Annotated in this window: 24 protein-coding genes; 8 read left to right on the top strand and 16 right to left on the bottom strand. The window is 60.4% G+C overall.

Annotated features, from left to right (window positions below; genetic code table 11):
• Positions 1-15: 15 nt before the first annotated feature.
• Positions 16-915 carry a LysR family transcriptional regulator gene (locus P3T24_RS38060; RefSeq protein ID WP_429286163.1) on the bottom strand — a complete coding sequence of 300 codons (900 nt, stop codon included), beginning with the start codon at positions 913-915 and terminating at the stop codon, positions 16-18.
• Between the two features lie 106 nt (positions 916-1,021).
• Here P3T24_RS38060 and P3T24_RS38055 point away from each other — a divergent pair, with 106 nt between their 5' ends.
• The 3 genes from P3T24_RS38055 to P3T24_RS38045 all read left to right on the top strand — a co-directional run bounded on the left by P3T24_RS38055 (position 1,022) and on the right by P3T24_RS38045 (position 3,448).
• Entirely contained in the window at positions 1,022-2,089 is a 1,068-nt protein-coding gene (locus P3T24_RS38055; protein ID WP_429441819.1) for an alkene reductase, read from the top strand.
• Positions 2,086-3,009, top strand: a complete 924-nt coding sequence (locus P3T24_RS38050; RefSeq protein WP_429441818.1) for an NADP-dependent oxidoreductase — start codon at positions 2,086-2,088, stop codon at positions 3,007-3,009. Before P3T24_RS38055 ends, P3T24_RS38050 begins: the two co-directional genes overlap by 4 nt.
• Positions 3,010-3,226: 217 nt before the next feature.
• Positions 3,227-3,448, top strand: coding sequence for a hypothetical protein (locus P3T24_RS38045; RefSeq protein WP_074266406.1), 222 nt, complete (start codon positions 3,227-3,229; stop codon positions 3,446-3,448).
• A gap of 36 nt (positions 3,449-3,484) precedes the next feature.
• Here P3T24_RS38045 and P3T24_RS38040 read toward each other — a convergent pair whose 3' ends face one another.
• Positions 3,485-4,399: a CHAD domain-containing protein gene (locus tag P3T24_RS38040; protein ID WP_429411923.1), complete on the bottom strand. Its 915-nt coding sequence runs from the start codon at positions 4,397-4,399 to the stop codon at positions 3,485-3,487.
• A 401-nt stretch (positions 4,400-4,800) separates the two neighbouring features.
• Here P3T24_RS38040 and P3T24_RS38035 point away from each other — a divergent pair, with 401 nt between their 5' ends.
• Entirely contained in the window at positions 4,801-6,243 is a 1,443-nt protein-coding gene (locus tag P3T24_RS38035; protein WP_429441816.1) for an alkaline phosphatase family protein, read from the top strand.
• 61 nt (positions 6,244-6,304) lie between these two features.
• On the opposite strand, the gene P3T24_RS38030 is transcribed toward P3T24_RS38035, so the two are convergent.
• The gene (locus P3T24_RS38030) at positions 6,305-6,703 is read right to left on the bottom strand and encodes a PaaI family thioesterase (RefSeq protein WP_429441814.1); all 399 of its coding nucleotides are present in this window, start codon (positions 6,701-6,703) and stop codon (positions 6,305-6,307) included.
• Between the two features lie 112 nt (positions 6,704-6,815).
• Complete coding sequence (locus tag P3T24_RS38025) at positions 6,816-7,406, bottom strand: TetR/AcrR family transcriptional regulator (protein ID WP_074266410.1); 591 nt, start codon at positions 7,404-7,406, stop codon at positions 6,816-6,818.
• A 30-nt stretch (positions 7,407-7,436) separates the two neighbouring features.
• On the opposite strand from P3T24_RS38025, the gene P3T24_RS38020 reads away from it, so the two are divergent.
• The 3 genes from P3T24_RS38020 to P3T24_RS38010 all read left to right on the top strand — a co-directional run bounded on the left by P3T24_RS38020 (position 7,437) and on the right by P3T24_RS38010 (position 9,136).
• Entirely contained in the window at positions 7,437-7,658 is a 222-nt protein-coding gene (locus tag P3T24_RS38020) for a hypothetical protein (protein ID WP_429441812.1), read from the top strand.
• Positions 7,615-8,391 (top strand): SDR family NAD(P)-dependent oxidoreductase, encoded by a 777-nt coding sequence (locus tag P3T24_RS38015; protein WP_074266411.1) that lies wholly within the window; start codon positions 7,615-7,617, stop codon positions 8,389-8,391. Before P3T24_RS38020 ends, P3T24_RS38015 begins: the two co-directional genes overlap by 44 nt.
• 121 nt (positions 8,392-8,512) lie before the next feature.
• Positions 8,513-9,136, top strand: a complete 624-nt coding sequence (locus P3T24_RS38010; protein ID WP_074266412.1) for an ABC transporter ATP-binding protein — start codon at positions 8,513-8,515, stop codon at positions 9,134-9,136.
• A 107-nt stretch (positions 9,137-9,243) separates the two neighbouring features.
• Here the strand turns inward: P3T24_RS38010 and P3T24_RS38005 are convergent, their stop codons facing one another.
• The 7 genes from P3T24_RS38005 to P3T24_RS37975 all read right to left on the bottom strand — a co-directional run bounded on the left by P3T24_RS38005 (position 9,244) and on the right by P3T24_RS37975 (position 17,133).
• A complete protein-coding gene (locus P3T24_RS38005; protein ID WP_074266413.1) occupies positions 9,244-9,654 on the bottom strand; it encodes a DUF2000 domain-containing protein in 411 nt (136 codons plus the stop codon).
• Positions 9,655-9,747: 93 nt separating this feature from the next.
• Positions 9,748-10,587, bottom strand: a complete 840-nt coding sequence (locus P3T24_RS38000) for an AraC family ligand binding domain-containing protein (protein WP_429441811.1) — start codon at positions 10,585-10,587, stop codon at positions 9,748-9,750.
• A complete protein-coding gene (locus P3T24_RS37995) occupies positions 10,587-11,882 on the bottom strand; it encodes a sugar efflux transporter (RefSeq protein WP_429441809.1) in 1,296 nt (431 codons plus the stop codon). The genes P3T24_RS38000 and P3T24_RS37995 overlap by 1 nt, the downstream gene beginning before the upstream one ends.
• A 75-nt stretch (positions 11,883-11,957) precedes the next feature.
• Complete coding sequence (locus tag P3T24_RS37990; RefSeq protein WP_429441807.1) at positions 11,958-13,940, bottom strand: beta-galactosidase; 1,983 nt, start codon at positions 13,938-13,940, stop codon at positions 11,958-11,960.
• Between the two features lie 88 nt (positions 13,941-14,028).
• Positions 14,029-14,880 (bottom strand): carbohydrate ABC transporter permease, encoded by an 852-nt coding sequence (locus tag P3T24_RS37985; protein WP_074266417.1) that lies wholly within the window; start codon positions 14,878-14,880, stop codon positions 14,029-14,031.
• 9 nt (positions 14,881-14,889) lie between these two features.
• Positions 14,890-15,798 (bottom strand): carbohydrate ABC transporter permease, encoded by a 909-nt coding sequence (locus tag P3T24_RS37980; protein WP_074266418.1) that lies wholly within the window; start codon positions 15,796-15,798, stop codon positions 14,890-14,892.
• Positions 15,799-15,891: 93 nt separating this feature from the next.
• Positions 15,892-17,133, bottom strand: a complete 1,242-nt coding sequence (locus tag P3T24_RS37975) for an ABC transporter substrate-binding protein (RefSeq protein WP_074266419.1) — start codon at positions 17,131-17,133, stop codon at positions 15,892-15,894.
• 366 nt (positions 17,134-17,499) lie between these two features.
• Here P3T24_RS37975 and P3T24_RS37970 point away from each other — a divergent pair, with 366 nt between their 5' ends.
• A complete protein-coding gene (locus tag P3T24_RS37970) occupies positions 17,500-18,528 on the top strand; it encodes a LacI family DNA-binding transcriptional regulator (RefSeq protein ID WP_429441805.1) in 1,029 nt (342 codons plus the stop codon).
• Between the two features lie 61 nt (positions 18,529-18,589).
• Here P3T24_RS37970 and cyoD read toward each other — a convergent pair whose 3' ends face one another.
• From cyoD to P3T24_RS37945, 5 genes are all read right to left on the bottom strand, one after another.
• Positions 18,590-18,922, bottom strand: a complete 333-nt coding sequence (cyoD, locus tag P3T24_RS37965; RefSeq protein ID WP_429441803.1) for a cytochrome o ubiquinol oxidase subunit IV — start codon at positions 18,920-18,922, stop codon at positions 18,590-18,592.
• Positions 18,923-19,528: a cytochrome o ubiquinol oxidase subunit III gene (gene cyoC / locus P3T24_RS37960; RefSeq protein ID WP_074266422.1), complete on the bottom strand. Its 606-nt coding sequence runs from the start codon at positions 19,526-19,528 to the stop codon at positions 18,923-18,925.
• Positions 19,528-21,522 (bottom strand): cytochrome o ubiquinol oxidase subunit I, encoded by a 1,995-nt coding sequence (gene cyoB / locus P3T24_RS37955; RefSeq protein WP_429441801.1) that lies wholly within the window; start codon positions 21,520-21,522, stop codon positions 19,528-19,530. Before cyoB ends, cyoC begins: the two co-directional genes overlap by 1 nt.
• A 3-nt stretch (positions 21,523-21,525) precedes the next feature.
• Positions 21,526-22,419, bottom strand: a complete 894-nt coding sequence (gene cyoA / locus P3T24_RS37950; RefSeq protein WP_074266424.1) for a ubiquinol oxidase subunit II — start codon at positions 22,417-22,419, stop codon at positions 21,526-21,528.
• Positions 22,420-22,736: 317 nt separating this feature from the next.
• Complete coding sequence (locus P3T24_RS37945; RefSeq protein WP_074266425.1) at positions 22,737-24,284, bottom strand: complex I subunit 4 family protein; 1,548 nt, start codon at positions 24,282-24,284, stop codon at positions 22,737-22,739.
• Positions 24,285-24,920: the final 636 nt, after the last annotated feature.

The raw sequence follows: 24,920 nt of genomic DNA, 5'->3' as shown, positions 1-24,920 counted from the left end.
CGCCGGCTAAAGCAATCATCCGAGACTCGACAACCGCGCCTTCAAAAACTCGATAAACAACCTCACCCGCGCCGGCAATAATCGCGTCTCCGTGATGGCATGCACCTGCACAGGTGAAAGACGCCACTCGGGAAGCACGCGTATGAGCCGCCCCAGCGCCAGGTCGTCGCGCGCGAGTTCGTGGTCCATCGCCGCAATTCCAACACCCTGAATCGCCAGTTCGCGGCTCAGACCGACACTGTTCATCGCGAAGCGGGTTGCAGTGACGACTTCAACCTTTTCGTCACCGCGATAAAACGTTCTCGACATCTCACCCTGTCTCGGCACCCCCTGCGTCACGCATAACACGTGATAGCGAAGATCATCGGGGTGACCAAGCGGCGGCGCGGTTTTCAGATAGCCTGGCGCAGCGTACAGATAGCGCGGCAGCAACGCGATCTGCCGCGCTACCAGCATCGACGGAGCGGTGGGCGGCGGTCCGATGCGAATCGCGAGATCGAACGGCTCCGTCTGCAGATCGATCCGGCGCGGTGTCAAATCGAATTCGAAAGCGATCAGCGGGTACGCCTTGGCGAAATCGGCAAGGATCGGCGCCAGATGGCCGGTGGCCAGATCCGCGGGCATCGAGACCCGCAGTGTGCCGGTCGGGCGTTCAGCCATGTCCAGCAGCGATTCATGCGCAATGCGCGCTTCCTCGACGATGCTCTGACAGCGCCTGAAATAGACCTCGCCCGCCTCGGTCAATTCCACTTTCCGGGTGGACCGGTGCAGCAGGCGCAAACCAATCGTCTTCTCCAGTTCCGCAATATGCCGCGAGACCGTCGAATTCGGCATATCCAGCGCCTCCGCCGCGCGACGAAAACTCCGGGTCCGCGCCACTTCGACAAACAGGCGCATGTAGCTCAACAATTCCATGCCGATTGCTCCACTGGTGGATCACTGTATTCAATTTTATGCCTTTATCTCTCCCATGGATCAGTTCATTCTGTCCTTACTCCTTCACCAACACCAAGGAAACGACATGAACTCCCTCTACCACAGCATCCGTATCGGCCGCCACACCCTGCGCAACCGCTTCGTCATGGCGCCGATGACCCGCTCACGTGCCGACGATGTGTCCGGCGTGCCCTCCCCGCTCGCCGAGCAGTACTACGCCCAGCGCGCCAATGCCGGCCTGATCGTGACGGAAGGCACCTTTCCGTCGCCGATGGGCAAGGGTTATGTGCGTACACCGGGCATCCACTCGGCCGCGCAGATCGACGCGTGGAAACGCATTACCGCAGCAGTGCACGCGAAAGGCGGCCTGATCTTCCTGCAATTGATGCACACCGGACGCATCTCGCATCCGAGCCTGCTGCCGGACCACGCGACGCCCGTCGCGCCTTCGGCGATTGCGGCGGAAGGCAAGGTCTTCACCGCCACCGGCCCGCAGGATTTCGTCGTGCCGCGCGCGCTGGAAACTGAAGAAATCCCCGGTATCGTCGAGGACTATCGGCTCGCTACCCGTCACGCGCTGGAAGCCGGTTTCGACGGCGTCGAGTTGCATGCTGCTTCCGGGTATCTGCCGGAACAGTTTTTATCCTCGGGGACCAATCAACGGACCGATCAATACGGCGGCTCGCTGGAAAACCGCGCGCGCTTCGTGCTCGACGTGCTGACGGCCATGGTCGAAGAGGCTGGCGGCGATCGCGTCGGCATCAAGATCGCGCCGGAGATGGGCTTTAACAGCGTGAGCGACGCGACACCGCAGGAAACCTATCAGTACCTTGTTCAGCGGATCGGGCAACTCAATCTGGCCTATCTGCATGTAGCCAAAACGAAGAGCCCGTTCGATTACCGCGCCCTCCTGCAGCCGGTGTTCGACGGCGCGCTGCTGCACGGCGGCGGCCTCAACAAGACAAGCGCTCAAACGCTGATCGACGAGGGAGGTGCCGATGCAGTTGTATTCGGCGGCCTGTATCTCGCCAACCCGGACTTGCCGCAGCGCTTCCTCGCCGATGCGCCGCTCAACACGCCCGACCGCGACACGTTCTACTCAGCCGGCCCGCAAGGCTACATCGACTATGCTGTTCTGGAGAATGCACAATGAACCGAGCTCTTCTTATCCATGCTTATGGCGGCGCCGACGCCGTCTCTATCGACCGTATCGACTTGCCGACGGCGGCAGCCGGTGAGGTCTTGGTGCGGGTTCGCGCGGCCGGCGTCAACGGTCTCGACTGGAAGATCCGCGACGGCTCGTTGCAAAGCGTCTTTCCGCTCCCGCTGCCGGCGACGCTCGGCATCGAGCTTGCCGGCGAAGTGACGGAGATTGGCGCAGGCGTAACGCGCTTCACGGTAGGCGACCGTGTGCTGGGCGCGTTGGGCGCCATAGGCGCCTACGCTGATCACGTAGCAATCGCCGCCGACAAGCTTGCGCCCATTCCCGACGGCCTCGACGACACCATCGCCGCCGCCATTCCGGTTGCCGCGCTGACAGCATGGCAGGCGTTGTTCGAAGCGGGTGAACTGAAACGCGAGCAGACGGTGTTGATTCACGGAGCAGCGGGCGGCGTGGGCAGTTTTGCGGTGCAGTTGGCCCGGCGTGCTGGAGCGCGTGTCGTTGCGACTGCGCGAGGCATCCACGCGGCTTATCTTCGGGAACTGGGCGCGGATGAAGTGATCGATTATCGGACCACACCATTCTGGGAAGTCGCACGCAACGTGGATCTGGTGCTCGATCTCGTTGGCGGCCCCGCATTGACCGGATCCTGGCCGATCGTCGCGGAACAGGGTCGCATAGTGAGTACGGCCGCGCCCGAGATAGCGACGCAAACGCCAACAGGCAAACGGGGCGTCTGGTTCCAGATGCGCACTGACGCCGCAAAGCTCTCGGAAATCGCGCGCGAAGTCGCTCAAGGTAATCTGAGGGCGGAAGTCTCCGAGATCGTCGATCTGTCCCAGGCGACTGATGCAATCGAGCGCAACAAAACGGGGCATGGCCGCGGCAAAACTGTCGTCAAGTTCCAGTAGTTGAAGCTGTCAGGAGCCCGGCTGCACGACGTCCATACATCAGCTTCAATTCGTTATCCGAAGTAAGTGTGTGGACTTTTTGTGCACCGGTTCGCAACGCTCGAAACGTGTCGTAAAAATTTAATGTTGCGTCGCAGCATTTATACGCCTATGCTGAGTTGAGCGGAGCTTGGGGGCTTACAGATGCCCATCGGGCCCCCTAACTGCGGAGGCATAAATGACATATCCGCACTCACCTGATTTGACGCTTCATGTGTTTGAACAGGATGGTGGCTGGCATTGGGCACTTACGACCGAAAGGCAGCACGGGACGGGGAAAAAGGTAGTCGCTTATAGCGAGGACCTGTTTTCCTCGGAAGCACAGGCACGTGCGGACGGCGAACGGGTAGCGAACAGCTGGCAGCACGACGGAGAGCAGCGCCGGTCCGAACTGGCATAAACATGCGCCTCGGGGACAGCACGAGGCGTCGGCCCGCTACGCCATCGTATGCAATATCTTGTGGACGTGATGCATGTGATGCGCGGTCTCGCTTTGCAGATGCGCAATGGCCTGTTTGACCCGCCCGGCGTCACCTAACTGAAAGGCATACTCGCGAAGCAGCGCTTCGCTCATCACCTGGTCGTTCAACGTTCCCAGTTCGTCTTGCACTACTGTAAGACGGTCAATCACGGCCTGATGGCCGCTCTCCAGAACCGGCGCGAAAAACTGCAGCAAATAGCGAAGTTTTTTCCCTGCAATCCGCACCTCGTGCAGCGCCGCGTAGTCTGATCCGTCTGCCGATATCGCCCGTTTGACGCGCTTCTTCAAGGCTTCTTCGGCTACTTGCACGCGTTCTTCCGCAAAGCTTGCAACAGGACGAGAGGCGCATTGCGCATCGAGGTGCAAACGCGCATCTGCAAAAGTCTGCTCCAGGATTCTCTCCACGCCTGCATTGCCGAGCGCGCGCAAGCTGAACGACAACGCCTGAGCCCGATGCTCATCGATCGCGGCAATCAGCAAGGCAAACGAATGTTTCTCCGCTGCGTCCACTGCGGCGATCAGTTCGCGCAAGACATCCCAGTCCCGCGTGCGGCCGGCGGCATCGGCGAGTGACTTGAACTCGCGGCGTTGCAGCTTCGCCTCTTTTCCGTCGAGCAAGGAGTCGTATGCCCACCACAGTGTCCGCAAACGGCGCAGCGCGACTCGAAGCTTGTGGAGGTCCTCAGGACCCGCGCTGGAATTGAGCTTGCGAACCCGGCACACTGCCTCGCCGGAAATCGATGTAGCAAGCAGCACGAAAGCATCGGCAGCCGTCATCGCAGCGGAAACCGACCCGGTGCTGACGGGGCCGACCGCTGCAGACGACGCGTACATGTGTGCAGTTTCAGCAATCACGGTACGGGAACTCATGATTCGATACGCCTTTTGTAACGGCGAGCAGGACAAGAACAGCGCAACACGGCTCACGTATTCCGCATAGGCAGACCGATGCGCGTGTGGCGCGTGGCCCGCATTTCCTCTTCAATCCTACAACGCGGGAACACGCGCGCCAATGAGAACAAAAGTGTCACCTTCGCGCGGCACGCTTGCTGCGTCTCCGCGAGCACTATATCTGCACTGAATTCGCACCATATTTTTTGCCGTGTGACATCAAAAGGTAATGAACTGATGAGGCGTTTTTGCCTCGCAAAACATCAGGGATATTTCTTCGAACCTGCTTCGGGCATCCATGTCGAAGCCTCGGAACGCATGCATGCTGAAACACGCATTGCATTGCGAGCACCGCAAACGACATTACCGAAGGAGTGTCCATGGCTAACCAGCTTGCCGCGATTCAGCACATTGTCGTTCTGATGCTGGAGAACCGTTCTTTCGATCACATGCTTGGCTTCCTCTACACGGACCAGCAGAACAAATCGCCGTCCGGTCAGGCGTTCGACGGCCTGACCGGCAACGAATCGAACCCGACCTCGAAAAAAGGCGAGTCCGTGAAGGTGTACAAGATCCAGTCGAGCGACAGCAACGCATACTTTCAACCCGGCGCCGATCCAGGCGAAGGCTATAGCGCAACGAACTCGCAGTTGTTTGGCACGGTCACCGCGCCGTCGCCGGCCAACGCGACTAACCAGGGCTTCGTGACGGACTACGACTACACGCTTGGCTGGGAATCGAAGGAGCCGAGCTGGGGCGTGCTAAAGGGCACGGTCGCCTCGGACATTATGGGCATGTACACACCGGAGACGCTGCCAGTATTGTCGGGACTCGCACGCGGTTACGCCGTATGCGACCAGTGGTTCAGCTCGGTGCCCACCGAGACCTTGCCGAATCGCGCCTTCGTGTGCGCGGGGACAAGCCAGGGACACATGGACGACAAGACCAAGACGTTTACGTCGCCGAGTATTTTCGGCGCGCTGTCACAGCACAATCAAAGCTGGGTCATCTATGGATACACCCAGCAGCCGCTCACACGCCTGAACTTCCCTGACACCACGAATGCGTCCGACGATCACTTCGGACTCTTCACGGACTTCCAGAGCGCAGCGAAAAACGGCACGCTGCCCGCATACAGCTTTCTCGAACCGAGCTGGGACGCAGCCGGCAACAGCCAGCATCCCAACTACGACGTCGCCTTGGGCGAGCAATTTATCCACGACGTGTACTACGCTTTGCGCAGCAACGAAGCGCAGTGGAATCAGACGCTCCTGATCATTACCTACGACGAGCACGGCGGATGCTATGACCACGTTCCGCCGCCGCTGGGCGCCGTGCCGCCCGATAACACGGCTGGCGAATATGGTTTCGACTTCACGCGCTTCGGCTTGCGCGTGCCAACGGTGCTGGTTTCGCCACTGATCGCACCAGGGACCGTGTTCCGCGTTCCAGCAGGCACGACGCCGCTCGACCACACTTCGATCCTGAAGACGGTCGAAACGCGCTGGGGTGTGCCTGCTCTCACGGCCCGCGATGCCGCCGCTCCTGACGTGGGCGACGCGCTAACGCTCGAGACGCCGCGGACCGACGATCCACCTTCCGGCGTGGTGGTGCCCACGTCGAAGGGCACGAATCCCTCGGCAGACAAGCCGTCGCACCTGCAGGAAGTGCACGCGGAACTGGTATCGCGACTGCCGGTACCGGATGCGAAGGGAGGCATGCATCATCAGATGCCCGTTTTGCGGACCAACGCGGAGTACGCGCATTACATCGAGTCACGCACCCAGGCATGGCTGGCGCATCGGGCAGGTTCGCAGAGCTAGTCCGGGAGACAAGCGGGTTCTTCGATCTCGGCGCTTGGGGGCGCCCGGCAGATGCCGGCGCCTACCCGGCCGTTTTCGAATACTTGAATGTGCCTTGCGCACTCGCAATCAGAATGCGCTCGTCCACCCAGGCCGCGGCGCGCGAAAAGAAGATCGAACGTCCCTGACGCTCGAGAAACCCTTTTGCGGTCACCCGTTCGCCGAGTCCTTTGTCGAGATAGTTGGTGGTCAACGAAAGCGTGAACGCATGCCGCGCGGTTTGGCCGGGCGGCGCAAAGATACCTGCATATCCCGCTGCTGCGTCAAGCAGGGTGGCAATCGCGCCACCTTGCAGGACGCCCTGCCGGTTGAGCTTGCTGGCGTCGATCAGCATGGTCAGTTCGGCGTAGCCCTCACGCCATTGCGTTAACCGCACGCCTAGCGATTCGAGAAACGGGTTGTCGATGGGATGGTCCGACATGCTTTGGCCTCTTGTGAACGTTATGCCGTGAATGCGTTTGAGAATTCGCTCGATCTCGCCAGCATACCCGGACGCTCAAAAAACCGTCGTGCCGCTACCGCCCGCTGATGCGCTATTGCACGCTATCACCGTCACCGTCCTGCGTCATCACGAGCGCGAGCGACGAAGAAAGAACCGATTTGGCCAGTTCATCGTCGTCCACTGCGCGCGCCAGCGTGATCGCGCCTACGATGGTCGCCACGATGCCAAGCGCCGACTTCTCGCCGCCGCGAAGCGCCGCCTTGGCAACACGTGCGGTCAATTCATTCAGATACCGCGTCAACAGTGCGCGCACATCTGCGTTTGCATGCCGCGCTTCACCCGCAAGCGCGCACAGCGCACATCCGGTGCCGGGATCGTTCACGTGACGCTCATCAAGGAAGGCCTCGGCGATGGACTGCAGCGGCGTCTCGCTACGCTTGCCCGCATCGTTATCGCGCGCGGCGATGCGCGCCCGGCTTTGCGTGAGCGCATATTCCAGCGCTTCCACGATCAGCGCATCGCGCGACGCGAAGTGCCCATAGAACGCGCCGTGCGTCAGCCCGGCGCTGCGCATGCAATCGGCCACGCCGAGCGCCTCGATACCGTTCTCGCGAATCTGCCGCGACGCGTTCTCCAGAACACGCTGCCTGCTCTCAGCCTTCTGTGCCTGTGAATAACCCATTTTTCTGCTCCGTCATGCTTGACAATCTGCATGACGATCATCATACTGAATTTGTGCATGATGATCAACATGCAGATTTCAGCTGTTGACGATGCTCGTGATGTCCAGATGCGGCCGCTGTCCCGCGCCGCTCAACAGGGTCTTTTCGCAATGCGAGCAGACGCGGCGATGCCGGCGATCTCGCGGCGCACTACACAGGAGAAGGAACATGCGATTTACCGGAAAAACAGCGCTCGTGACGGGCGGCAATAGCGGCATCGGCTTTGCCGCGGCACGACTTCTGATCGCGGATGGCGGCCGCGTGGCGATCACGGGGCGCGATCGCGCAAAGCTGGATGCCGCTGTGGCGGAGTTGGGCGAAAACGCGCTCGGCATTCAAGCGGATCTGGACGATCCCGCAGCGATCGACTCGCTGTTCAAGCAGATTCAGGAAGCCTACGGGAAGCTGGACATCGTGTTCGCCAATGCGGGCATTCCGGGCTCCACGCCGCTCGGCAGCACAACGGCCGCCGCGTTCGAGGCGATTCTGCGCACCAACCTGACCGGGGTTTTCCTCACGGTGCAGGGCGCGCTGCCGTTGATGAGCGCAGGTGGCTCGATCGTGCTGAACGGCTCGGTCATGCGCGAACTCGGCTCGCCGGGATCGGCGGCCTATTCCGCCACCAAGGCAGGCGTGACGGGAATGGCAAAGGTGTTTGCGGCGGAACTCATCCCGCGCGGCATCCGCGTCAACACTGTGATCCCAGGCGGCACGCGCACGCCGATCTGGACACGCGGCTCACGCGCCGGGGCAACTGTCGATCAGACCGAACAGGCAATCTCCCCGCTCATTCCGATGGGCCGCTTCGCCACGCCTGAGGAAGTCGCCTCAGCGGCGCTGTTCCTGGCTTCGGACGATGCGTCGGGAATCACGGCGGCGGAAATCGTCGTCGACGGCGGCTCGACAGGTGCACCGTGGGGCGCACCGGCGTTCCGCAAAGGCTAAGGAAGAAGCGCGAGAGTAGTCGGCGATGCCAACCGGAACGCAAGCGCAATTTATACTTGCACCCGCGCGTTGGCTCGCCGCCGCATCGCGAATCTTCTTTGTCTGAGAACCCGGATTATCAATGCTTCGATTCGAGAACCTGTGCAAACATTACGGTGAACGCACCATTTTTCAGGGACTGCATTGCAGCGTCGATGCAGGCTGCGTCGCGCTGAACGATGAGAGTGGGAGCGGGAAATCGATTCTGCTGAGTATCCTTGCCGGCGAGATCGAAGCGGACGCGGGCGAGGTCTGGCTCGGCGGTCATTCGCTGCGGAGCGCTCCTGTCGCGGCAAGAGCAGCGCTTGCCTACGTGCCCGACGACTGTCTCCCGGGTTCGATGGAAATCGGGCGCGACTTTCTCGAACGGATAGCGACGGAACGACAGACCGCGCTCGACAGCCGCGTGCTCGAACTCGCCGACCGGTTCGGCCTTACCGCGCATCTCGAGAAGCGCTTCGAGCAAATGTCGTTCGGCACGCGCAAGAAGATTTTCCTGACGGCAGCGTCGATCGGACAACCCGCCGTCGTCATCGCGGATGAACCGGGCGGCGGCCTCGACGCTCCTGCGCGTGGCGTCCTCGTCGAACTGTTCAAGCTGCTGGGGCAAGACCGTGTGGTGTTTTTCACGAGCTACGACGCGGCACTCACGAGCGCTTGCGAAGCGAAGGTAGTCAGTTTCGCGGATCTCGCTGCGAAAGCTTGAGCCGCGGAGGTGACGCTGACGGTGGAAGCGGCGGCCGCCTGCACCGCGCACGAAGGCGCCACTAGCCACTCACTGCCCTTAAGCGGCTCAACACAGCGGCACACACGTCACGGATGCAGCGATAACCCCTTCACGGCCTTATCGACCATCTTCCTCGGGCCACGCAGCGCGATCCCCACAAGGTCGGGTTGGTCCACGGACTCAGCGCGAAACGCCGCCCGATTGTCGTCATCATTGCCAGTGGAAAACATCGCCTTCACGTAGACCGCGATGGTCAGTTCTCTTTGCTGGGCCTGTTGAAACGCCCGCAACACTCCCGCTGCATCGCCGCCATAGATCATCACGGGCTGCCCGAGCAAGGCGGCATAGTGCCTGCCGTTCGCGTCCTCGTAGGATTTGCCGATCGCTTCGGGCGCCGCCGCGGCAATCCCCGTTGCCAGAAACGCCGTGACGTTGAGCTTTTGCCACGACGCCAGGTCCTCACGAACCACCAGCACAACTTTTGTATCGAACTCCATCCGTTCCATTCCTTTGCGATTTCACCTTGACTCATCCTCGTGCAGGCAACGCCCGCCGGGCCCTTCTGGGCAAGGTTAATCGTGGTTTGGCGCTCAGTCTGGAACGTTTGTGCAGCGCTTGCCGTAGTGAGCAGGCGTCAGTCCGTAAGCGCGCCGGAACCAGCGGCCCAGGTGGCTCTGGTCGGCAAAACACAGCGCATGCGCGACCTCGGCCGGCGCGACGCCACGGGCGAGCCACTGACGCGCTGTCGCCAACCGCAACTGGATCAGATACGCATGCGGAGCAAGCCCAAAGCTGGTCTTGAAAGCGCGCGTGAGACGAAACCGGTCGACGTCGCAGGCCATCGCCAGTTCATCAAGGCCAATATCGTCGTGCAAATGTGCGTGCAGATAATCTCGCGCGCGTTGTGCGACCCCGGGCAAGCGCGGATCACGCTCGCCATGCAAGCGCCAGTCGAGGTGGCGGCCAAGACTTTCGAGCAAGCCGTCGATAGCCGTTTGCCTCGCAAGACGCGGCCCTTCTGCGCTACGCAACACGCGGAACAGTGTTGCAATCGCCCTTGCAAACGCAATGTCGTCGATCAAGGTGGCGGGAAACTGCGGTTGTCCGGTAACGGGCACCTCATCGGACCACGCCCGCAGTTCGCGCGTTAGCCAGTCCGGCTTCAGGTAAAGCATCGAGTAAGTGAAGCCGCCCTGCGCCGGAGCATGGCCGTCATGGATATCGCCTGGCTCCAGCATGAACACGTGACCCGGCGTGCTTTGCAGACGCGCGCGACGGCAATCGAACTGCTGAACGCCCTGTTCGGTAAAGCCAAGCAGATACGCGTCATGCCAGTGCGGATCGTAGGCATGACCTTCGAAATGCGCGCGCAGCGTTTCGATTCCGGTGCTGGCGTGCTGGCGCAGATCGACCCAGTTAGGCCCGGCCATCAGTCTCTCCGGCGACCCGGCCACCTGTCCTGAACGTAGCGGAACATAAGCCGCCACGGCGGATCGGCGAACAGGATGAATGCCCCTAGCGACAGGCAGCCACAGAACAGGAACGTACCCCGGTACCCTACTCCGGCCACCAGCAACCCTGATAGCACACCCGAGAGGATCGAGCCGACACGGGCCGAATTGAAGAACAGCGCCGTAGCCTGGCCAGGCGAGCGCGGCATCAGATCCTGCACATAGGTCATGCCGAGGCAGGACGTCACGGCCACCACGAAAGCGTTGAGTGCCTGCATCGGAATCAGGAACGAGATGGAACCGGCCGCCGCCACGCAGAGGAAGTACAGCATATGCACGCCGGCACACGCGGCCAGCCAGCGCAGCTTGTTTAGACTCGAGCCACGTGCGCCGAGCGCCAGCATCATCGGAATTTCGAGGAACGCTCCAAGGCCGAGCATGATCGACACGTCGATGCGCGTGCCGTGCAGTCCGTGGGTGACGTAGAGCGGCAACACGATCATCGTCGCGTTGGCGGCCAGACCGATGAGCGTCAGTGCCAGCACCGAGCGCCAGATCATGCGCGGCGGCGCCGCAGGATGAACGAGATCGGGCTTGACCGGCGTCTCCGGCTCGACCGTGGTGACCTCGAGCGACGAAGCCGGGTCGCCGGGGACGTGATCCTCCACGCTGTGCAACTCGCCATCCGGCGCCTCATGCATGCGCCAGATGATCGCGCCGCAGCCGGCAAAACACGCCGCCGCGAACAGGAAAAGCCCGTAAAAACCGATGGCAGCCAACACCAGCGCCCCCACCGAAGGCCCGAACACCCACGCGACCGACAACACCGTGCGCAGCGTGGCAGTCGCAAAGGTCCGCTCGGATTCGTTCGTCACCGGTAACGCAGCGCGGCCAAACGAGAACACCAGTGACAACGCCGAGCCGCCTGCGCCGAGGAACGCTATCCCAATTATCAGGAGCGCCCGGTAGTCGCGCACGAAGCACAGCAGCAGAAAGCCAAGCGCCGCCGCGCCCAGCGCCGCGAGCAGCAACGTGCGGTGATGACCATGGCGGTCGGACCATTTACCGGCCCAACCGCTCGCCGCCACCCCGCTCGCCGCGATCAGCGTCATGAACAGCCCGAGCTTGAGCGGCGTCATGCCAGCCCGCTCGACGCCGAATAGCGACAGATACGGAGCGGTAAACGACATGGCGACCCCGAGCATCAAGGTCGCGCCCGCCAGTGACATGAAGGACGGGATGCGCGTGAGGCTGAGGAGCCGGGAGTAGTTCATCGATGACGCGAAACACGGGTGAACCGGCAGTATGCCAAAGCTTGCTGGAACGTGTTAGCACATCGGCAGCCGACGTCAGTGCGTTTCGATCCACGCCGCTACGTCACATGAGCCGGTTTCGCGGCCGCCCAGCACAAAGTGCGCGTCCTCTGGAGCGGGCACCTGCCAGGTCTTTTCACCGTAGTTGAAGGCAAAGCGCACGTTGCCGAGACGACGCAAACGGCCGCCCTCCGGCAAATCGACGACCTCGATGCCGGCGTCGCGCACGCTGCTTTCAAGCAACGCCCGCTGCAACGCCGGGTCGAAACAGGCCGTCGTCATGCGGACCCGTCCGGACTGCACGAGCGCCGGCCAGCCATCATCGAACGAGGCAAGCACGTCTACGCCAGGACCGGCTTCTACGTGATCGCGCCAGCTTCTGCCTTGTCCTTGCACGTCGTTAAAGCTTGCTGCTGGCCGCAGAGTCGGACGCAGCGATTCGCTTTGCGCCACCCGCACGTCCAGAACGGCCTGTAACGGGCCAGGAGGCAACGTTGCAGGGATTGTGTAGTCCGCGGTCTTCGAACCCGTGCGCGGGCCGAATAGCCAGTGGCTGTGGCCGGCCTGGATCTGCGCGACCAGCACATCCGGCACCACCGGTAGCGAGGGAGCGACGATCAGCCGGTATCCGCTTAGATCGGCGGTGGCGGGCAACATGTCCACGTCGACGCCCATCTCGCGCAGACACGAGTACCACTCGAACACCAGTCGCTGGTAATCGAAATCGGCCCCGTGACGCTGGATCTGCACGATCCAGTCTGCCGGGTAGTCGAACAGCAAAGCCACAGGGGCTTGCTTCGCTTCGGCAGTCGCCGCTGCGCCTGAAGCCACGGCTGCCCGGTCGAACGCCGCCAGCTCACGTCCCACACGGGCAATTTCGTGGCCACCGGTAGTCAGCTTGTCGTCCGGTGCGTTGATGCCCGAATGCATCTGCTCCTGCGCAAAGGGCGCCTGGCGCCAGCGGAAGTACGACACCAGTTCGGCGCCGTGCGCAAACGCCTCCCAGGTCCAGAGACGCGCCATGCCCGCTTTCGGCACAGGGTTATACGGCGCCCAGTTGACTGGACCGACCTGCTGCTCCATCACCCACATGCGCCCGTTGCCCACGCCACGGTACAGATCGTGGTTGAAAGCGGGTATGTCGGGATGACCGGTGCGAGCCCAGCGGTGCTTCTCGGCGTCGTCGAACCACAGTACTTCCGTGCGCGGCAGCGGATAACTGTCCCACGCGGCGACATCGAGACCGCTTTCGGCAAACTCGTAGTGATCGAAGCTCGTGAAAAAGCCCATGAAGTTATGCAGCAGATCGCGTCCCGGCGCATGCTCGCGAATCAGTTCGCCTTGCAGGCTATGGAAGCTCGCCACCTCGCTCGACATGAAACGCCTGAAGTCGAGCCAGTGGCTCGGATTCGCATCGGTGGGCGTGAGGTTCGGCAAACCGATTTCATCGAAGCTGCGGTACTCCATGCTCCAGAACACATTGCCCCATGCCGTGTTCAACCGCGCCACTTCGCCGTAGCGCGCCGCGAGCCATTTGCCGAAGCGCACGCGGGCCGCTTCCGTATAAGTCGGCGAGGTGTCGTGGCAAGCGAGTTCGTTATCCGTCTGCCAGGCGATCACCGCGGGATGCTTGCCGTAACGCCGCACCATCTGCTCGACGATGCGCGCGCAATGCTCGCGATAAACCTCGCTCGAAATATCGTAGTGACGTCGCGAGCCGAACTTCAGGGTGACGCCATCCTTGTTGACCGGCAGGATCTCCGGATGCAGCTCCACCAGCCACCTGGGCGGCGTCGCCGTGGGTGTGCCAAGAACGACTTTCAGGCCGTGTTTTGCCAGTGTTTCGATCGCGGTATCCAGCCACGCCCATTCATAGCGGCCCGGTTCGGGCTCCATCGTGCTCCATGCAAATTCGGCGATCCGGACACGGCTGATGCCCAGTTCCGCCATCCGGCGCGCATCGCTTTCCCATTGATGCTGCGGCCATTGCTCGGGGTAATAGCAGACTCCTAAATGCATGGTGCTCTCGCTAGACGTAGTGAGGTTTGTGTTCTAAGTGATGACGAGTCGCAAGGAGGTGGCAAGCGATCGAGGCTCGCTCGCAAAGCTATCCCTTGGTGGCGCCGAACGTGAGGCCGGTCACGAAATGCTTCTGCATGGCAAAGAACATCACGACCGATGGCAATGCGGCCAGCACAGAACCCGCGGAAACCAGATTCCATGACGTCGTCCACTGGCCCCTTAGCGCGGCGACGCCGACGGTGATCGGCGCCGCGTCATCGCCTTGCGTCAGGCACAGCGCCCAGAAATAGTCGTTCCACACAAACGTGAAGACGAGAATGCCGAGCGCCGCGAGTGCGGGCCGTATCAGCGGCAGCACGATGCGCAAGTAGATCGACCACTCGCTCGCGCCTTCGACGCGTGCTGCTTCGATGAGCTCGTACGGTAGCGCGCGAATGAAGTTGCGCAGGAACAGCGTGCAGAATCCCGTCTGAAATGCGGTGTGAAACAGCACCAGTCCCAACACCGTGTTGTAGAGGCCGAAATCCAGCGTCAACTGCCGCACGGGGATCATCAGGATCTGCACCGGCACGAAATTGCCCGCCACAAAAATCGCCAGCACAACCAGGTTTCCGCGAAAGCGGTAATTCGCGAGCGCGTGCCCTGCCATCGATGCCAGGAAGATCGACACCAGCACCGAGGGCACGGTGATCAGCACGCTGTTCAGGAAGTAATGCAGCATCGGCGTTTGCGTGAGCGCCGTGCCGTAGTTTTCGACCAATGCGAAATGCTCGGGCCAACCCCAGTAATTGCCCGCGGAGAGTTCGTCACTGGAGCGCACCGACGTCACCAGCACAGCGAGCAAGGGCAATAGCCACAGCAGCAACGCAACAGGCAAAGAGATTTTGTAGAGCAGACGGCTACCGGGCCGCCAGCGGGAAACGGGCATCGGATACATGTCGATTCCTCAGGTTTCGCTGCGCACGAGCCGCCGCAACTGCCAAACGATAAAGATCAGCATGATCACGAACAGCACCACTGCAATCGCAGCGGAATACCCTTCGCGGTAATACTTGATCGCCTGGTCGTACATGAAATAGGCCAGCACAGTCGAGCTGTCGAACGGACCGCCTCCGCTCATCACCGAAATCAGGTCGAAGCTGCGTAGCGCGCCGATCACGGTCAGCACGAACGCCATGAAAGTGGCGGGCCGAAGTTGCGGCAAGATCACATGCCAGAGCAGCGCGAAGCCCTGCGCACCTTCCATGCGGGCCGCTTCGATGATTTCGCTGTTGATGCCGGTGAGCCCGGTCAGATAGAGAATCATGCAGAACGGAATCTGCGGCCAGAGCGCAGCAAAAATGATCCCGTAGGTCACATAACGCGGATCGCCAAGCACCGGTATGCCATGCCCTACGATCAGCTTCAGCAAGCCGAAGGTGGGATCGTAGAACCATCCGAACACCAGCCCGACCACCACGCCCGGCAGCACGAACGGTGCAAAGAAAAGCGACTTGATGAGCCGGATGCCGCGCACGCTCTGATTCAGATACAGCGCGAACACGAGACCAAACGGCGGCGCAAGCAAAAACAGCACGAGCCAGATGACGTTGTTCTTCAGCGCTGTGTAGAACGTATCGGAGTGGAACAGCTCGCGGTAATTGTCGAGTCCGACGAACGCCCTTGCCGTCATGCCGTCCCAGTTATAGAAGCTCAGCAAGATGCTGCTGATCACCGGGTAAATCACATACAGCGCGAACAGCAGGCCGCCCGGCAGCAGAAACAGCAACGCGGTGCGATTGCGCCGGCGGCTGAGCGGCGCAGGTGCTCGTTGGCGCTGGCGTGCGCGGCCGATTGAGGCCGCTTTGTCTGACATAGTGGTCGACACGTTCAGGTTCCTCGTACGGATGCGGGTTTGTCTGAGCTGCGGCGCAATGCATTGGCCACCGCAACCCAGACACTCCACAGCTTACTTCTTATAGATCCGTTGGCGGAACTGTTCGAGGTGGTTCAGGACCGCGTCGATCTGGCTCGGGTCGCTGTAGAACTGCTGCATCCCCTTCATGCCTTCGTCGGCCATTTCCTTGGTCATGTCACGGTCGTAGAACTGCGCGACACCGCCTGGCGTGCTCGACAGAATCTGGAAACCGATCTTCGAGATCGGGTCCTGGGGTTCCGGCGCCTGGTTGTTAGACGGTAACTGGCCCCAGCCCTTCGCCAGTTCGCCGTTGATCTGCGGCTGCGCCATGAAGGCGAGCAGGCGGTGCGCGTCCTTCTTGTTGCTGGCTTTCGCCGGGATCATCAGGATGTTGACCGGACCGTCCTCAGCCATCGGCACGGATGCGTCGATCACAGGGAAGCGGAAGTAGCCCATCTTGTCGCGCGTCGCTTCGGGCAGGCCGGCAGAGAAGAACGTGCCCATCAACATCATGGCGGCCTGACCGTTGACGAGCAGCGGGCTGACCGAATCCACGTCGTACGAAAGCGCGTTGTCGACGAAGTACTTGTCGTCGATCAGCGTCTTCCATGTTGCGTAGACCTTGCGCACGCGGGCGTCGGTGTAGGGGATTTCACCCGCCATCAGTTGCTCGTGAAATGCGTAGCCGTTGATGCGCAGGTCAAGGTAGTCGAACCATGCTGCAAGTGTCCACGAGTCTTTGGCCGGCACGGCGATCGGTGCAATGCCCGCGTCCTTCAGCTTCTTGCAGTCGGCGAGGAACTCATCCCATGTCTTCGGTTCGCCGGCAATGCCAGCCTTCTGGAACAGGTCCTTGCGATAGAAGAAACCATACGAGTCGTAGCCGAGCGGCGCGGCATACTGCTTGCCCGCGTACGTCGAAGGCGGCTTGACCGCGGCGTAGGTCTGATTCCAGCCGTCTTTCTGCCAGTCGGCGGTCAGGTCGTCGAGCAGACCGCGCTTGGCGAAATAGGCCATGCGCTCGCCGTTGTGCCAGCTCAGCACATCGGGCGGATCGGTTGCGAGCCAGCCGGACATCTGCACCTTGTAGGCCTCCTCGCCTACGTAGGTCACTTTCAGGTCGACATCGGGATTGGCCTTCTTGAACTGATCGAAAGCGTCTTGCCACACCGCACGCTGATTGCCGCGCGCCGATACCGTCACCCGCAACGTCGCGGCTTCCACGTAGGTCGCGGTCGCCATCGCAAGACACGCGATGCCGGCCAGTAAAACCTTCCCAGCTCTGAATTTCATGCTCGTCTCCAATATTCAATTTATGGTGGCAGCTGCCTCGCGTCAGCCGCCGGGTCACAGCAAACCGGCTAGTGAAGCGAAAGGTGACGTGCTACAGCTACTGCATCGCCGCTTTCGTCATTTTCTTCGTTGACGTTCTTGAAATGGTTCGTGAAACACTCACAAAATTTAAGCGCTTAAATTTTCCGATGGAAAAACTGCCGCTTGAATTAACATGTGTTCCTTCTGTGGCTAATCGTGAAAGTAGCCGAGCTATTCCCGACACGCAACCCTTACCAAAACGTCTCAATATATGGGTGAAACACTAGAAACGGAGCCAATTGCCGCCGTCCAACACTCGTTAACCCTGGACGCGGTGCACCCGACATGGTGACGCTCGCCGAAGTCGCGCAACGCGCGCAGGTCACCGCGGCCACGGTATCGAACGTGTTACGCAATCCTCAGAAAGTGAAGCCGACCACCGTCGAACGTGTCATGGCGGCCGTGCGCGAACTCGGTTACCGCCCCAACCTCACGGCGCGCGCTTTGGCCGAGGGACGCACGTCCACGCTGGCGTTGATGTTGTCGAATATCTCGAACCCGTTTTATCCGGAGTTCGTGCTGGAAGCTGAAACCGCGGCGCGCCGGCGTGGCTATTTTTTGCTGGTGTGCAACACGGATGACAACCCTGCCATCGCACGCGCGTACCTCGACAAGATCGCCGGCACGCTCGCTGCCGGCGTCATAGTGATGAACACCGATGTCAGCGCTGGCGAACTCGCTGAGATCGCCCAGCGTGGCTCGCCGCTCGTGCTGTGCATGTGGGAAAACGTTCAGGCAAGTCGTACGCTGCCTTGCGTCACTGTCGATCACATCCATGCCGGCGGCCTCGCTGCTGCACATCTTTACGAACTTGGTCATCGCAAGATCGGTGCGCTGCTGGGGGAAGGTTCCGGCGGCCCGCAATCGACGCGGCTTCATGGGTTTGTCGACGCATTGGCTGCGCGAGGCGTTGCCGCCGATGCGGTGCAGGTTCGTTCGTGCAAGGACTCGATCGAGGCCGGCTACGAAGCTGCCCGTGCGCTGCTAGGTGAGCAGCCCAAACTAACTGCGTTGTTTGCGACCAACGACCTGATGGCGATCGGTGCGATCCAGGCGGCGACGGACATCGGCAAACGCGTGCCTCAAGATCTGTCTGTGATCGGACTGACCAACATCCACCTCGCGCATCAGTTCCGGCCTGCGCTCACCACGGTGGGATTTCCGACCGCTGCGATTGCATCGATTGCCGTCGCGTTGACGATCGATCGTATCGAAGGTGTCAAAGCCAAACGCGATGCATACAAGGTGCCGCTCTCGGAACTGGTGATTCGCGAGACGACCGCGCCGGCGCCTAAGGCTTCGCGTCGGAAGTGACCGAATGCAAAACGGCCGCTATTGCAGGGGCCGTTCTATCTGTACAACGCGCGGTGGATACTTAGCGCGACATCATGTTCATGCTGACGTTATGCATGATCCACAACGAGCCGACGATCAAAATGACGGCGGTCAGCACCGTGAAACCAAACGCCATCACATTCCAGCGCTGTGACGACGATGTGTTCATATGCAGGAAGAACACCAGGTGCACGATGATCTGCACGAACGCCAGTCCGGCGATTGCCAGCACTGCGTTATGGCCGGTCAACGAACCGGTCATGATGATGCCGAATGCCGCAGCAGTCAGCAGGACGGACAGGATGAAGCCGGCCGTATAGCTGCCGAAACTGCCGTGGCTTTCACCCGAGTGAGCGGTATGGGCGTGGTCCATTTAAATCACACTCGTAAGGTAGACAAAGGTAAAGACACCGATCCAGACGATGTCCAGAAAGTGCCAGAAGAGGCTCAGGCACGTCAGGCGCGTCAGTTCGCGCTCGGTCAGTTCAGGACTGCGGATCACCTGCACGCTCAGCACGATCATCCACAGCAGGCCACAGGTCACGTGCAAACCGTGCGTGCCGACCAGCGTGAAGAACGACGACCAGAACGCGCTACGGTCCGGACCTGCGCCCATCGCGATCAGGTGCGAGAACTCGCGCAGTTCAAGTACGAGGAACGATGCACCGAGCAGGAACGTCACCGCGAGCCAGCCGAGCAGCACACCCTTCTTGCCCTGGTGTGCGCCGATCATCGCGAAGCCGTAGGTAATCGAGCTCAGCAGCAGCGCGGCCGTTTCCAGTGCAACGCCGGGAATTTCGAACAGATCCTTGCCACTCGGGCCACCCGCGAACTGGTGGCTCATCACCGCAAACACGGCGAACAGCGAGGCAAAGATGATGCAGTCGGTCATCAGATACAGCCAGAAACCGAACACCGATTGCGATGGCACGTGGTCCGCGTCGTGGACTTCGTGCGCCAGATGAGTCTTCGTCAACATTAATCCACCTCCGCCAGTTCAAGCGCTTCACCAGCGCCACTACGACGTTCTTCGATCGCCTGAACCGTGCTGGCAGGGATGTAGTAGCCGTTGTCATTACTGAAGCTGCGCCCGATCACCGTGCCGATCGCGCCCACCAGGCCAATGATCGCCAGCCACCAGATGTGCCAGATTGCGGCGAAGCCGAGCACCAGGCTGAACGCGGCAATGAAGAAACCTGCGCTCGTGTTCGACGGCATGTGAATGTCGCGGTACACCGGCTTGGTCTTCTCGGTCTTCGCGCGTTGCTTCATGTCGGTGAACGCATCCAGCTCATGCACCGTCGGCACGATAGCGAAGTTGTAGACCGGCGGCGGCGATGTGGTCGACCATTCCAGCGTACGGCCATCCCACGGATCGCCGGAAACGTCGCGGTTCTGCGGCAGGTTGCGGTCGCGAATGCTGACGAAGATCTGCAGCAGTTGCAGGCCGATACCGATTGCGATCAGCACAGCACCCACTTCAGCCAGCAGCAGCCACGGGTGCCATTGCGGGTTGTCGTAGTGGTTCAGACGGCGCGTCATGCCCATGAAGCCCAGCACGTACAGCGGCAGGAAAGCGATCCAGAAGCCGATTTGCCAGAACCAGAACGAGGCCTTGCCGAGCTTCTGGTTCAGCTTGAAGCCGAATGCCTTCGGGAACCAGTAGTTAAAGCCAGCCAGATAGCCGAACAGCACGCCACCGATGATCACGTTGTGGAAGTGAGCGATCAGGAACAGGCTGTTGTGCAGCACGAAGTCTGCGCCCGGGATCGCCATCATCACGCCGGTCATACCGCCGATCGTGAAGGTGACCATGAAGCCGAGCGTCCACAATACTGGCGTCGAAAACTCGAGGCGGCCTTTGTAGATCGTGAACAGCCAGTTGAAAACCTTCACGCCGGTCGGAATCGCAATGATCATGGTCGCGATGCCGAAGAAGGCATTCACGTCCGCGCCCGAACCCATCGTAAAGAAGTGATGCAGCCACACGAGGAACGACAGCACCATGATCGCGCAGGTCGCGTAGACCATGGTCTTGTAGCCGAACAGCGGCTTCTTCGCGTACGTCGCAATGACTTCGGAGAAGATACCGAACGCGGGCAGGATCAGGATGTAGACCTCCGGATGGCCCCACGCCCAGATCAGGTTCAGATACAGCATGGCATTGCCGCCGCCTTCATTCGTGAAGAAGTGCATGCCCAGGTAACGGTCGAGGCCGAGCAGCGCCAGGGTGACCGTCAGAATCGGGAACGCAGCCATGATCAGCACGTTCGTGCACAGCGCGGTCCACGTGAATACCGGCATCTTCATGAACGTCATGCCAGGCGCGCGCATCTTGACGATCGTGACGAAGAAGTTGATACCCGTGAGCAACGTGCCGATACCCGATAGCTGCAAGCTCCAGATGTAATAGTCGACGCCGACGCCCGGGCTGAATTGCAGTTCTGAAAGCGGCGGATACGCCAGCCAGCCCGTCTGTGCAAATTCACCGATCACGAGCGAGATGTTGATCAGGATCGCGCTGACTGCGGTCATCCAGAACGACAGCGAGTTCAGGAACGGGTACGCCACGTCACGCGCGCCGATCTGCAGCGGAACGATCAGGTTCATCAGACCCACCATGAACACCATCGCCATGAAGAAAATCATGATGACGCCGTGCGCGGAGAAGATCTGGTCGTAGTGATGCGGCGGCAGATAGCCAGGGTTGTGATACGCGATCGCCAGTTGCGTGCGCATCATGATTGCGTCGGCGAAGCCGCGCAGCAGCATGATCATCGCCACGACGATGTACATCACGCCGAGTTTCTTGTGGTCGACCGACGTGAGCCACTCGGTCCACAGGTAGCGCCACTTGCCGAAATATGTCACGGCGCCGAGCACCGTAACCGCGCCGATGCCCATCAGGGCCGCGGCGAACATGATGATCGGCTCGTGGTACGGAATCGAGTCGAGGGTTAATTTACCGAACATGCGTTACCCCTTGGCCTTGCAGTTGCTATCGTCTTTCATATCCATGACGTTGCCGTTGTTATAGCGGGCAATGATGTTGTGAAAGAGCTTTGGATCGACCGACGAGAAGTAGGTGACCGGCGCTTTCTCGCCCGGCTGCGACACGACGTTGTAGCGGTTCATGTCGAGGCGGTCCGACGATGCGCGCACCTTGGCAACCCATGCGTTGAATTCTTCCGGGGACGAGGCGATCGCGCGGAACTTCATGTCCGAGAAGCCCTTGCCGCTGAAGTTCGCCGACTCGCCGGCGTAGTCGCCTGGCTCATCCGCGATCAGATGCAGCTTCGTCTGCATGCCTGCCATTGCGTAGATCTGGCCGCCGAGTTGCGGGATGAAGAACGAGTTCATCACCGAGTCCGACGTGATATTGAAGTTGACCGGCGTGCCCACGGGAAGCGCGAGCTGGTTGACCGACGCGATGCCGAGGTCCGGGTAGATGAACAGCCACTTCCAGTCAAGTGCGACCACTTCGACGTTGATCGGCTTCACGCTCGATTCAAGCGGACGGTACGGATCGAGCTCGTGCGTGCTCTTCCACGTCAGTACGCCGAGGAACAGGATGATCAGCGTCGGAATCGTCCAGATCGCGATCTCGATGCCCGTGGAATGCGACCAGGTGGGTCGATATTCGGCGCTCTTGTTCGACGCGCGATAGCGCCAGGCGAACAGCAGCGTCATGGCAATGACCGGAATCACGACGATGAGCATGGCCCATGTCGACGTCGCGATGAGGTTACGCTCCGCGATTCCCACACTGCCCTTGGAATTCAGCAGATCGAGATTGCTACAGCCCGAGAGCAGCGCAACCAGGCCAATGGCGACTGTGCTCATCGCCCCCCGTAGAGTTTTTTCTTTCATATCGATTGCCTGCTCTTTACGACTGTGACGAACAACATCCGACCGCTCTCCATTAGTAAGCGGTCGCATAGTAAAGCCGTGCTATCTCGTTATAAACAGCGATTTTTGCAACGATCTGTTGCGAGCGTGAAGTGTGTGACACGTTGCCGCACAATCCTGCGCACATGATCGGTGCTTGCCGTACATCAAGAGATAAAACAACTGCTTCAGCTATGGACCGCGAGCAAGTAACGACCGCACATCTGCGCGATCGCACGCGCTTCAGGTAGCGCGTCGTATCGTGTTAGCGGCACGACGCAGCTACACAATCAATGCACTCAACCCGGCGCGTGTGTTGCGTTTACCGCAGCGCGTGCTTGCAAATGCTCTGCGTTCTCGACAGCAGCGGACTCGACCGGTTGTGCCGGACGATTGGTCTGCGCGAGCAGGCTGGTCGACGTCGGGTTGATTGCATCCGTGAACGGCTTCGGATAGATGCCGATCGCGAGTACCAGTACCGCCATTGCGCCGAGCAGGACGAACTCGCGCTTGCCGAGGTCGGTCAGCTTCGCGACGCGTGCATTGGCGATCGCGCCGAAGATCACGCGCTTGTACATCCACAGCGTGTAGGCGGCGCTCAGGATCACCGTCAGCGCAGCAATTGCGCCGATCCAGAAGTTGAAGCCGATCGCGCCCATCAACACCATGAACTCGCCGACGAAACCTGCCGTGCCCGGCAAGCCGACGTTGGCCATCGAGAACAGCATCACGAAGACAGCGAACTTCGGCATGGTGTTGGCGACGCCACCGTAGGCGTCGATCGAGCCGCTTTGCGTGCGGTCGTACAACATGCCCGTGCACAGCAGCATGGCGCCGGACACGACGCCGTACGAGATCATTTGCATGATCGCGCCTTCCTGGCCGAGCGGATTGAATATGAACAGACCCAGCGTGACGAGACCCATGTGGGCGATCGACGAGTAGGCGAGCAGTTTGCGGATATCGGTTTGCACGAGCGCGAGCAGGCTCGAGTAGATCACGGCGACCAGCGACAGCGTGATCATTGCCGGCGCGAAGAAGTGGCTGGCTTGCGGGGTGATCGGCAACGCGAAGCGCAGCAGACCGTAGCCGCCGATCTTCAGCATGCCGAGCATCACGGCGGCGCCGGTTGGGCCGTCGAGGTGGACGTCAGGCAGCCAGGTGTGCACCGGCCACATGGGCACCTTCACCGAAAACGCTGCGAGGAAGCCGAGGAAAATCAGCGCTTGCGGTACGAAGTCCAGATGCGCGTTGCGCCAGACTTCGAGGTCGAAGCTGTGGGTCTGCGCGAACAGATAGAGCATCGAGATCAGCATCATCAGCGAGCCGATCAGCGAGAAGAAGAAGAACTTGACCGCGGCGTACGAGCGGTTCTTGTTGCCCCACGTACCGATCAGCAGGTACAGCGGAATCAGCGTCGCTTCAAAGAAGATGAAGAACAGCATGCCGTCCAGCGAACTGAACACGCCCTGCATGAAGCCCGACAACATGAGGAACGAGCCGAAGTATTGCGCGCTGCGCACCGTGATGGATTGCCAGCCCGCTACCACGATCACCACCGTCGTCAGGGCGGTCAATACGATCAGCCACAACGAGATCCCGTCTACGCCCAGGTGCCACGCAATGTCGAACGACGGCAGCCACTTCACGTTCTCCACGAACTGCATTGACGGCAACCCGTTCGTGAAGCCTGCGACCAGCGGGATAGCAGGCACGAGGCCGGCAAGTGCACCGATGAGCGCGAGCCAACGAGCCCGGCCAGGCGAACCCGAACCCACTCGCAGAACGATGATGCCCGCCACAATGGGGACCCAGATCAGAAGGCTTAGAAGCGGTGCGGATTGCATTTATTCTTTAAAGACTGAAGCAGGAAAACGTCCGAATCAAAACCGTCAGACTGAAAGAATTGAAATTTATATTACATTTCGACTTCATTTGACGGGTACAACGCTTGATTCGGGGGCCAGGTCAACGTGTCCAAATGACGCACGGGCATCAAGGGTTAACGAGCATAACCTGAAATTAAGATTTTTGCAGCGCCGCAAACAAGTGTTAAGTAATTAGTGCAGTAGTCGGTAGACTCTATTGTGGACTTCGGTGTTGCGTGCATAACCCTAAATGTGCGTTTGCACAAATTTTGGACGTGTTCCGTGGAAGAGCGTCCTGTTTTGGTGCACGGCGGAAGCGGTTTGAATGGTTTGGTAAGGCTGGAAGCTGGCGTGGCGGAAGGCTAGTTATTCATTACAAACAGAAAGAAAACTGTTTTCGATATTCAGAAAGCTTACAGAAGCGTTTATCAGCTTATTCGTCAATCCTGGTTCTTTGTTGATGCGTTTGCACGGACGCTTTCGGAACCCAGATGATGGACGTTGCTGTTGATGGCGTTTCCGTAAACGCAGAAACCCCACCTTTGCGGGGTGGGGTTTCTGATGCTGCTAGGGAGCCTGACGATTACCTACTTTCACACGGGTAATCCGCACTAT

The organism is Paraburkholderia sp. GAS33 (genome assembly GCF_050436645.1).
Classification (GTDB): domain Bacteria; phylum Pseudomonadota; class Gammaproteobacteria; order Burkholderiales; family Burkholderiaceae; genus Paraburkholderia; species Paraburkholderia phenazinium_B.
The sequence above is the reverse complement of the archived record's forward strand: the minus strand, read 5'-3'. Positions and strand labels throughout refer to the sequence as shown.

Coding starts and splice junctions, on each gene's coding strand:
- P3T24_RS38060 (WP_429286163.1), bottom strand. CDS start 915: ATGGAATTGTTGAGCTACATGCGCCTGTTTGTCGAAGTGGCGCGGACC.
- P3T24_RS38055 (WP_429441819.1), top strand. CDS start 1,022: ATGAACTCCCTCTACCACAGCATCCGTATCGGCCGCCACACCCTGCGC.
- P3T24_RS38050 (WP_429441818.1), top strand. CDS start 2,086: ATGAACCGAGCTCTTCTTATCCATGCTTATGGCGGCGCCGACGCCGTC.
- P3T24_RS38045 (WP_074266406.1), top strand. CDS start 3,227: ATGACATATCCGCACTCACCTGATTTGACGCTTCATGTGTTTGAACAG.
- P3T24_RS38040 (WP_429411923.1), bottom strand. CDS start 4,399: ATGAGTTCCCGTACCGTGATTGCTGAAACTGCACACATGTACGCGTCG.
- P3T24_RS38035 (WP_429441816.1), top strand. CDS start 4,801: ATGGCTAACCAGCTTGCCGCGATTCAGCACATTGTCGTTCTGATGCTG.
- P3T24_RS38030 (WP_429441814.1), bottom strand. CDS start 6,703: ATGTCGGACCATCCCATCGACAACCCGTTTCTCGAATCGCTAGGCGTG.
- P3T24_RS38025 (WP_074266410.1), bottom strand. CDS start 7,406: ATGGGTTATTCACAGGCACAGAAGGCTGAGAGCAGGCAGCGTGTTCTG.
- P3T24_RS38020 (WP_429441812.1), top strand. CDS start 7,437: ATGACGATCATCATACTGAATTTGTGCATGATGATCAACATGCAGATT.
- P3T24_RS38015 (WP_074266411.1), top strand. CDS start 7,615: ATGCGATTTACCGGAAAAACAGCGCTCGTGACGGGCGGCAATAGCGGC.
- P3T24_RS38010 (WP_074266412.1), top strand. CDS start 8,513: ATGCTTCGATTCGAGAACCTGTGCAAACATTACGGTGAACGCACCATT.
- P3T24_RS38005 (WP_074266413.1), bottom strand. CDS start 9,654: ATGGAGTTCGATACAAAAGTTGTGCTGGTGGTTCGTGAGGACCTGGCG.
- P3T24_RS38000 (WP_429441811.1), bottom strand. CDS start 10,587: ATGGCCGGGCCTAACTGGGTCGATCTGCGCCAGCACGCCAGCACCGGA.
- P3T24_RS37995 (WP_429441809.1), bottom strand. CDS start 11,882: ATGAACTACTCCCGGCTCCTCAGCCTCACGCGCATCCCGTCCTTCATG.
- P3T24_RS37990 (WP_429441807.1), bottom strand. CDS start 13,940: ATGCATTTAGGAGTCTGCTATTACCCCGAGCAATGGCCGCAGCATCAA.
- P3T24_RS37985 (WP_074266417.1), bottom strand. CDS start 14,880: ATGTATCCGATGCCCGTTTCCCGCTGGCGGCCCGGTAGCCGTCTGCTC.
- P3T24_RS37980 (WP_074266418.1), bottom strand. CDS start 15,798: ATGTCAGACAAAGCGGCCTCAATCGGCCGCGCACGCCAGCGCCAACGA.
- P3T24_RS37975 (WP_074266419.1), bottom strand. CDS start 17,133: ATGAAATTCAGAGCTGGGAAGGTTTTACTGGCCGGCATCGCGTGTCTT.
- P3T24_RS37970 (WP_429441805.1), top strand. CDS start 17,500: ATGGTGACGCTCGCCGAAGTCGCGCAACGCGCGCAGGTCACCGCGGCC.
- cyoD (WP_429441803.1), bottom strand. CDS start 18,922: ATGGACCACGCCCATACCGCTCACTCGGGTGAAAGCCACGGCAGTTTC.
- cyoC (WP_074266422.1), bottom strand. CDS start 19,528: ATGTTGACGAAGACTCATCTGGCGCACGAAGTCCACGACGCGGACCAC.
- cyoB (WP_429441801.1), bottom strand. CDS start 21,522: ATGTTCGGTAAATTAACCCTCGACTCGATTCCGTACCACGAGCCGATC.
- cyoA (WP_074266424.1), bottom strand. CDS start 22,419: ATGAAAGAAAAAACTCTACGGGGGGCGATGAGCACAGTCGCCATTGGC.
- P3T24_RS37945 (WP_074266425.1), bottom strand. CDS start 24,284: ATGCAATCCGCACCGCTTCTAAGCCTTCTGATCTGGGTCCCCATTGTG.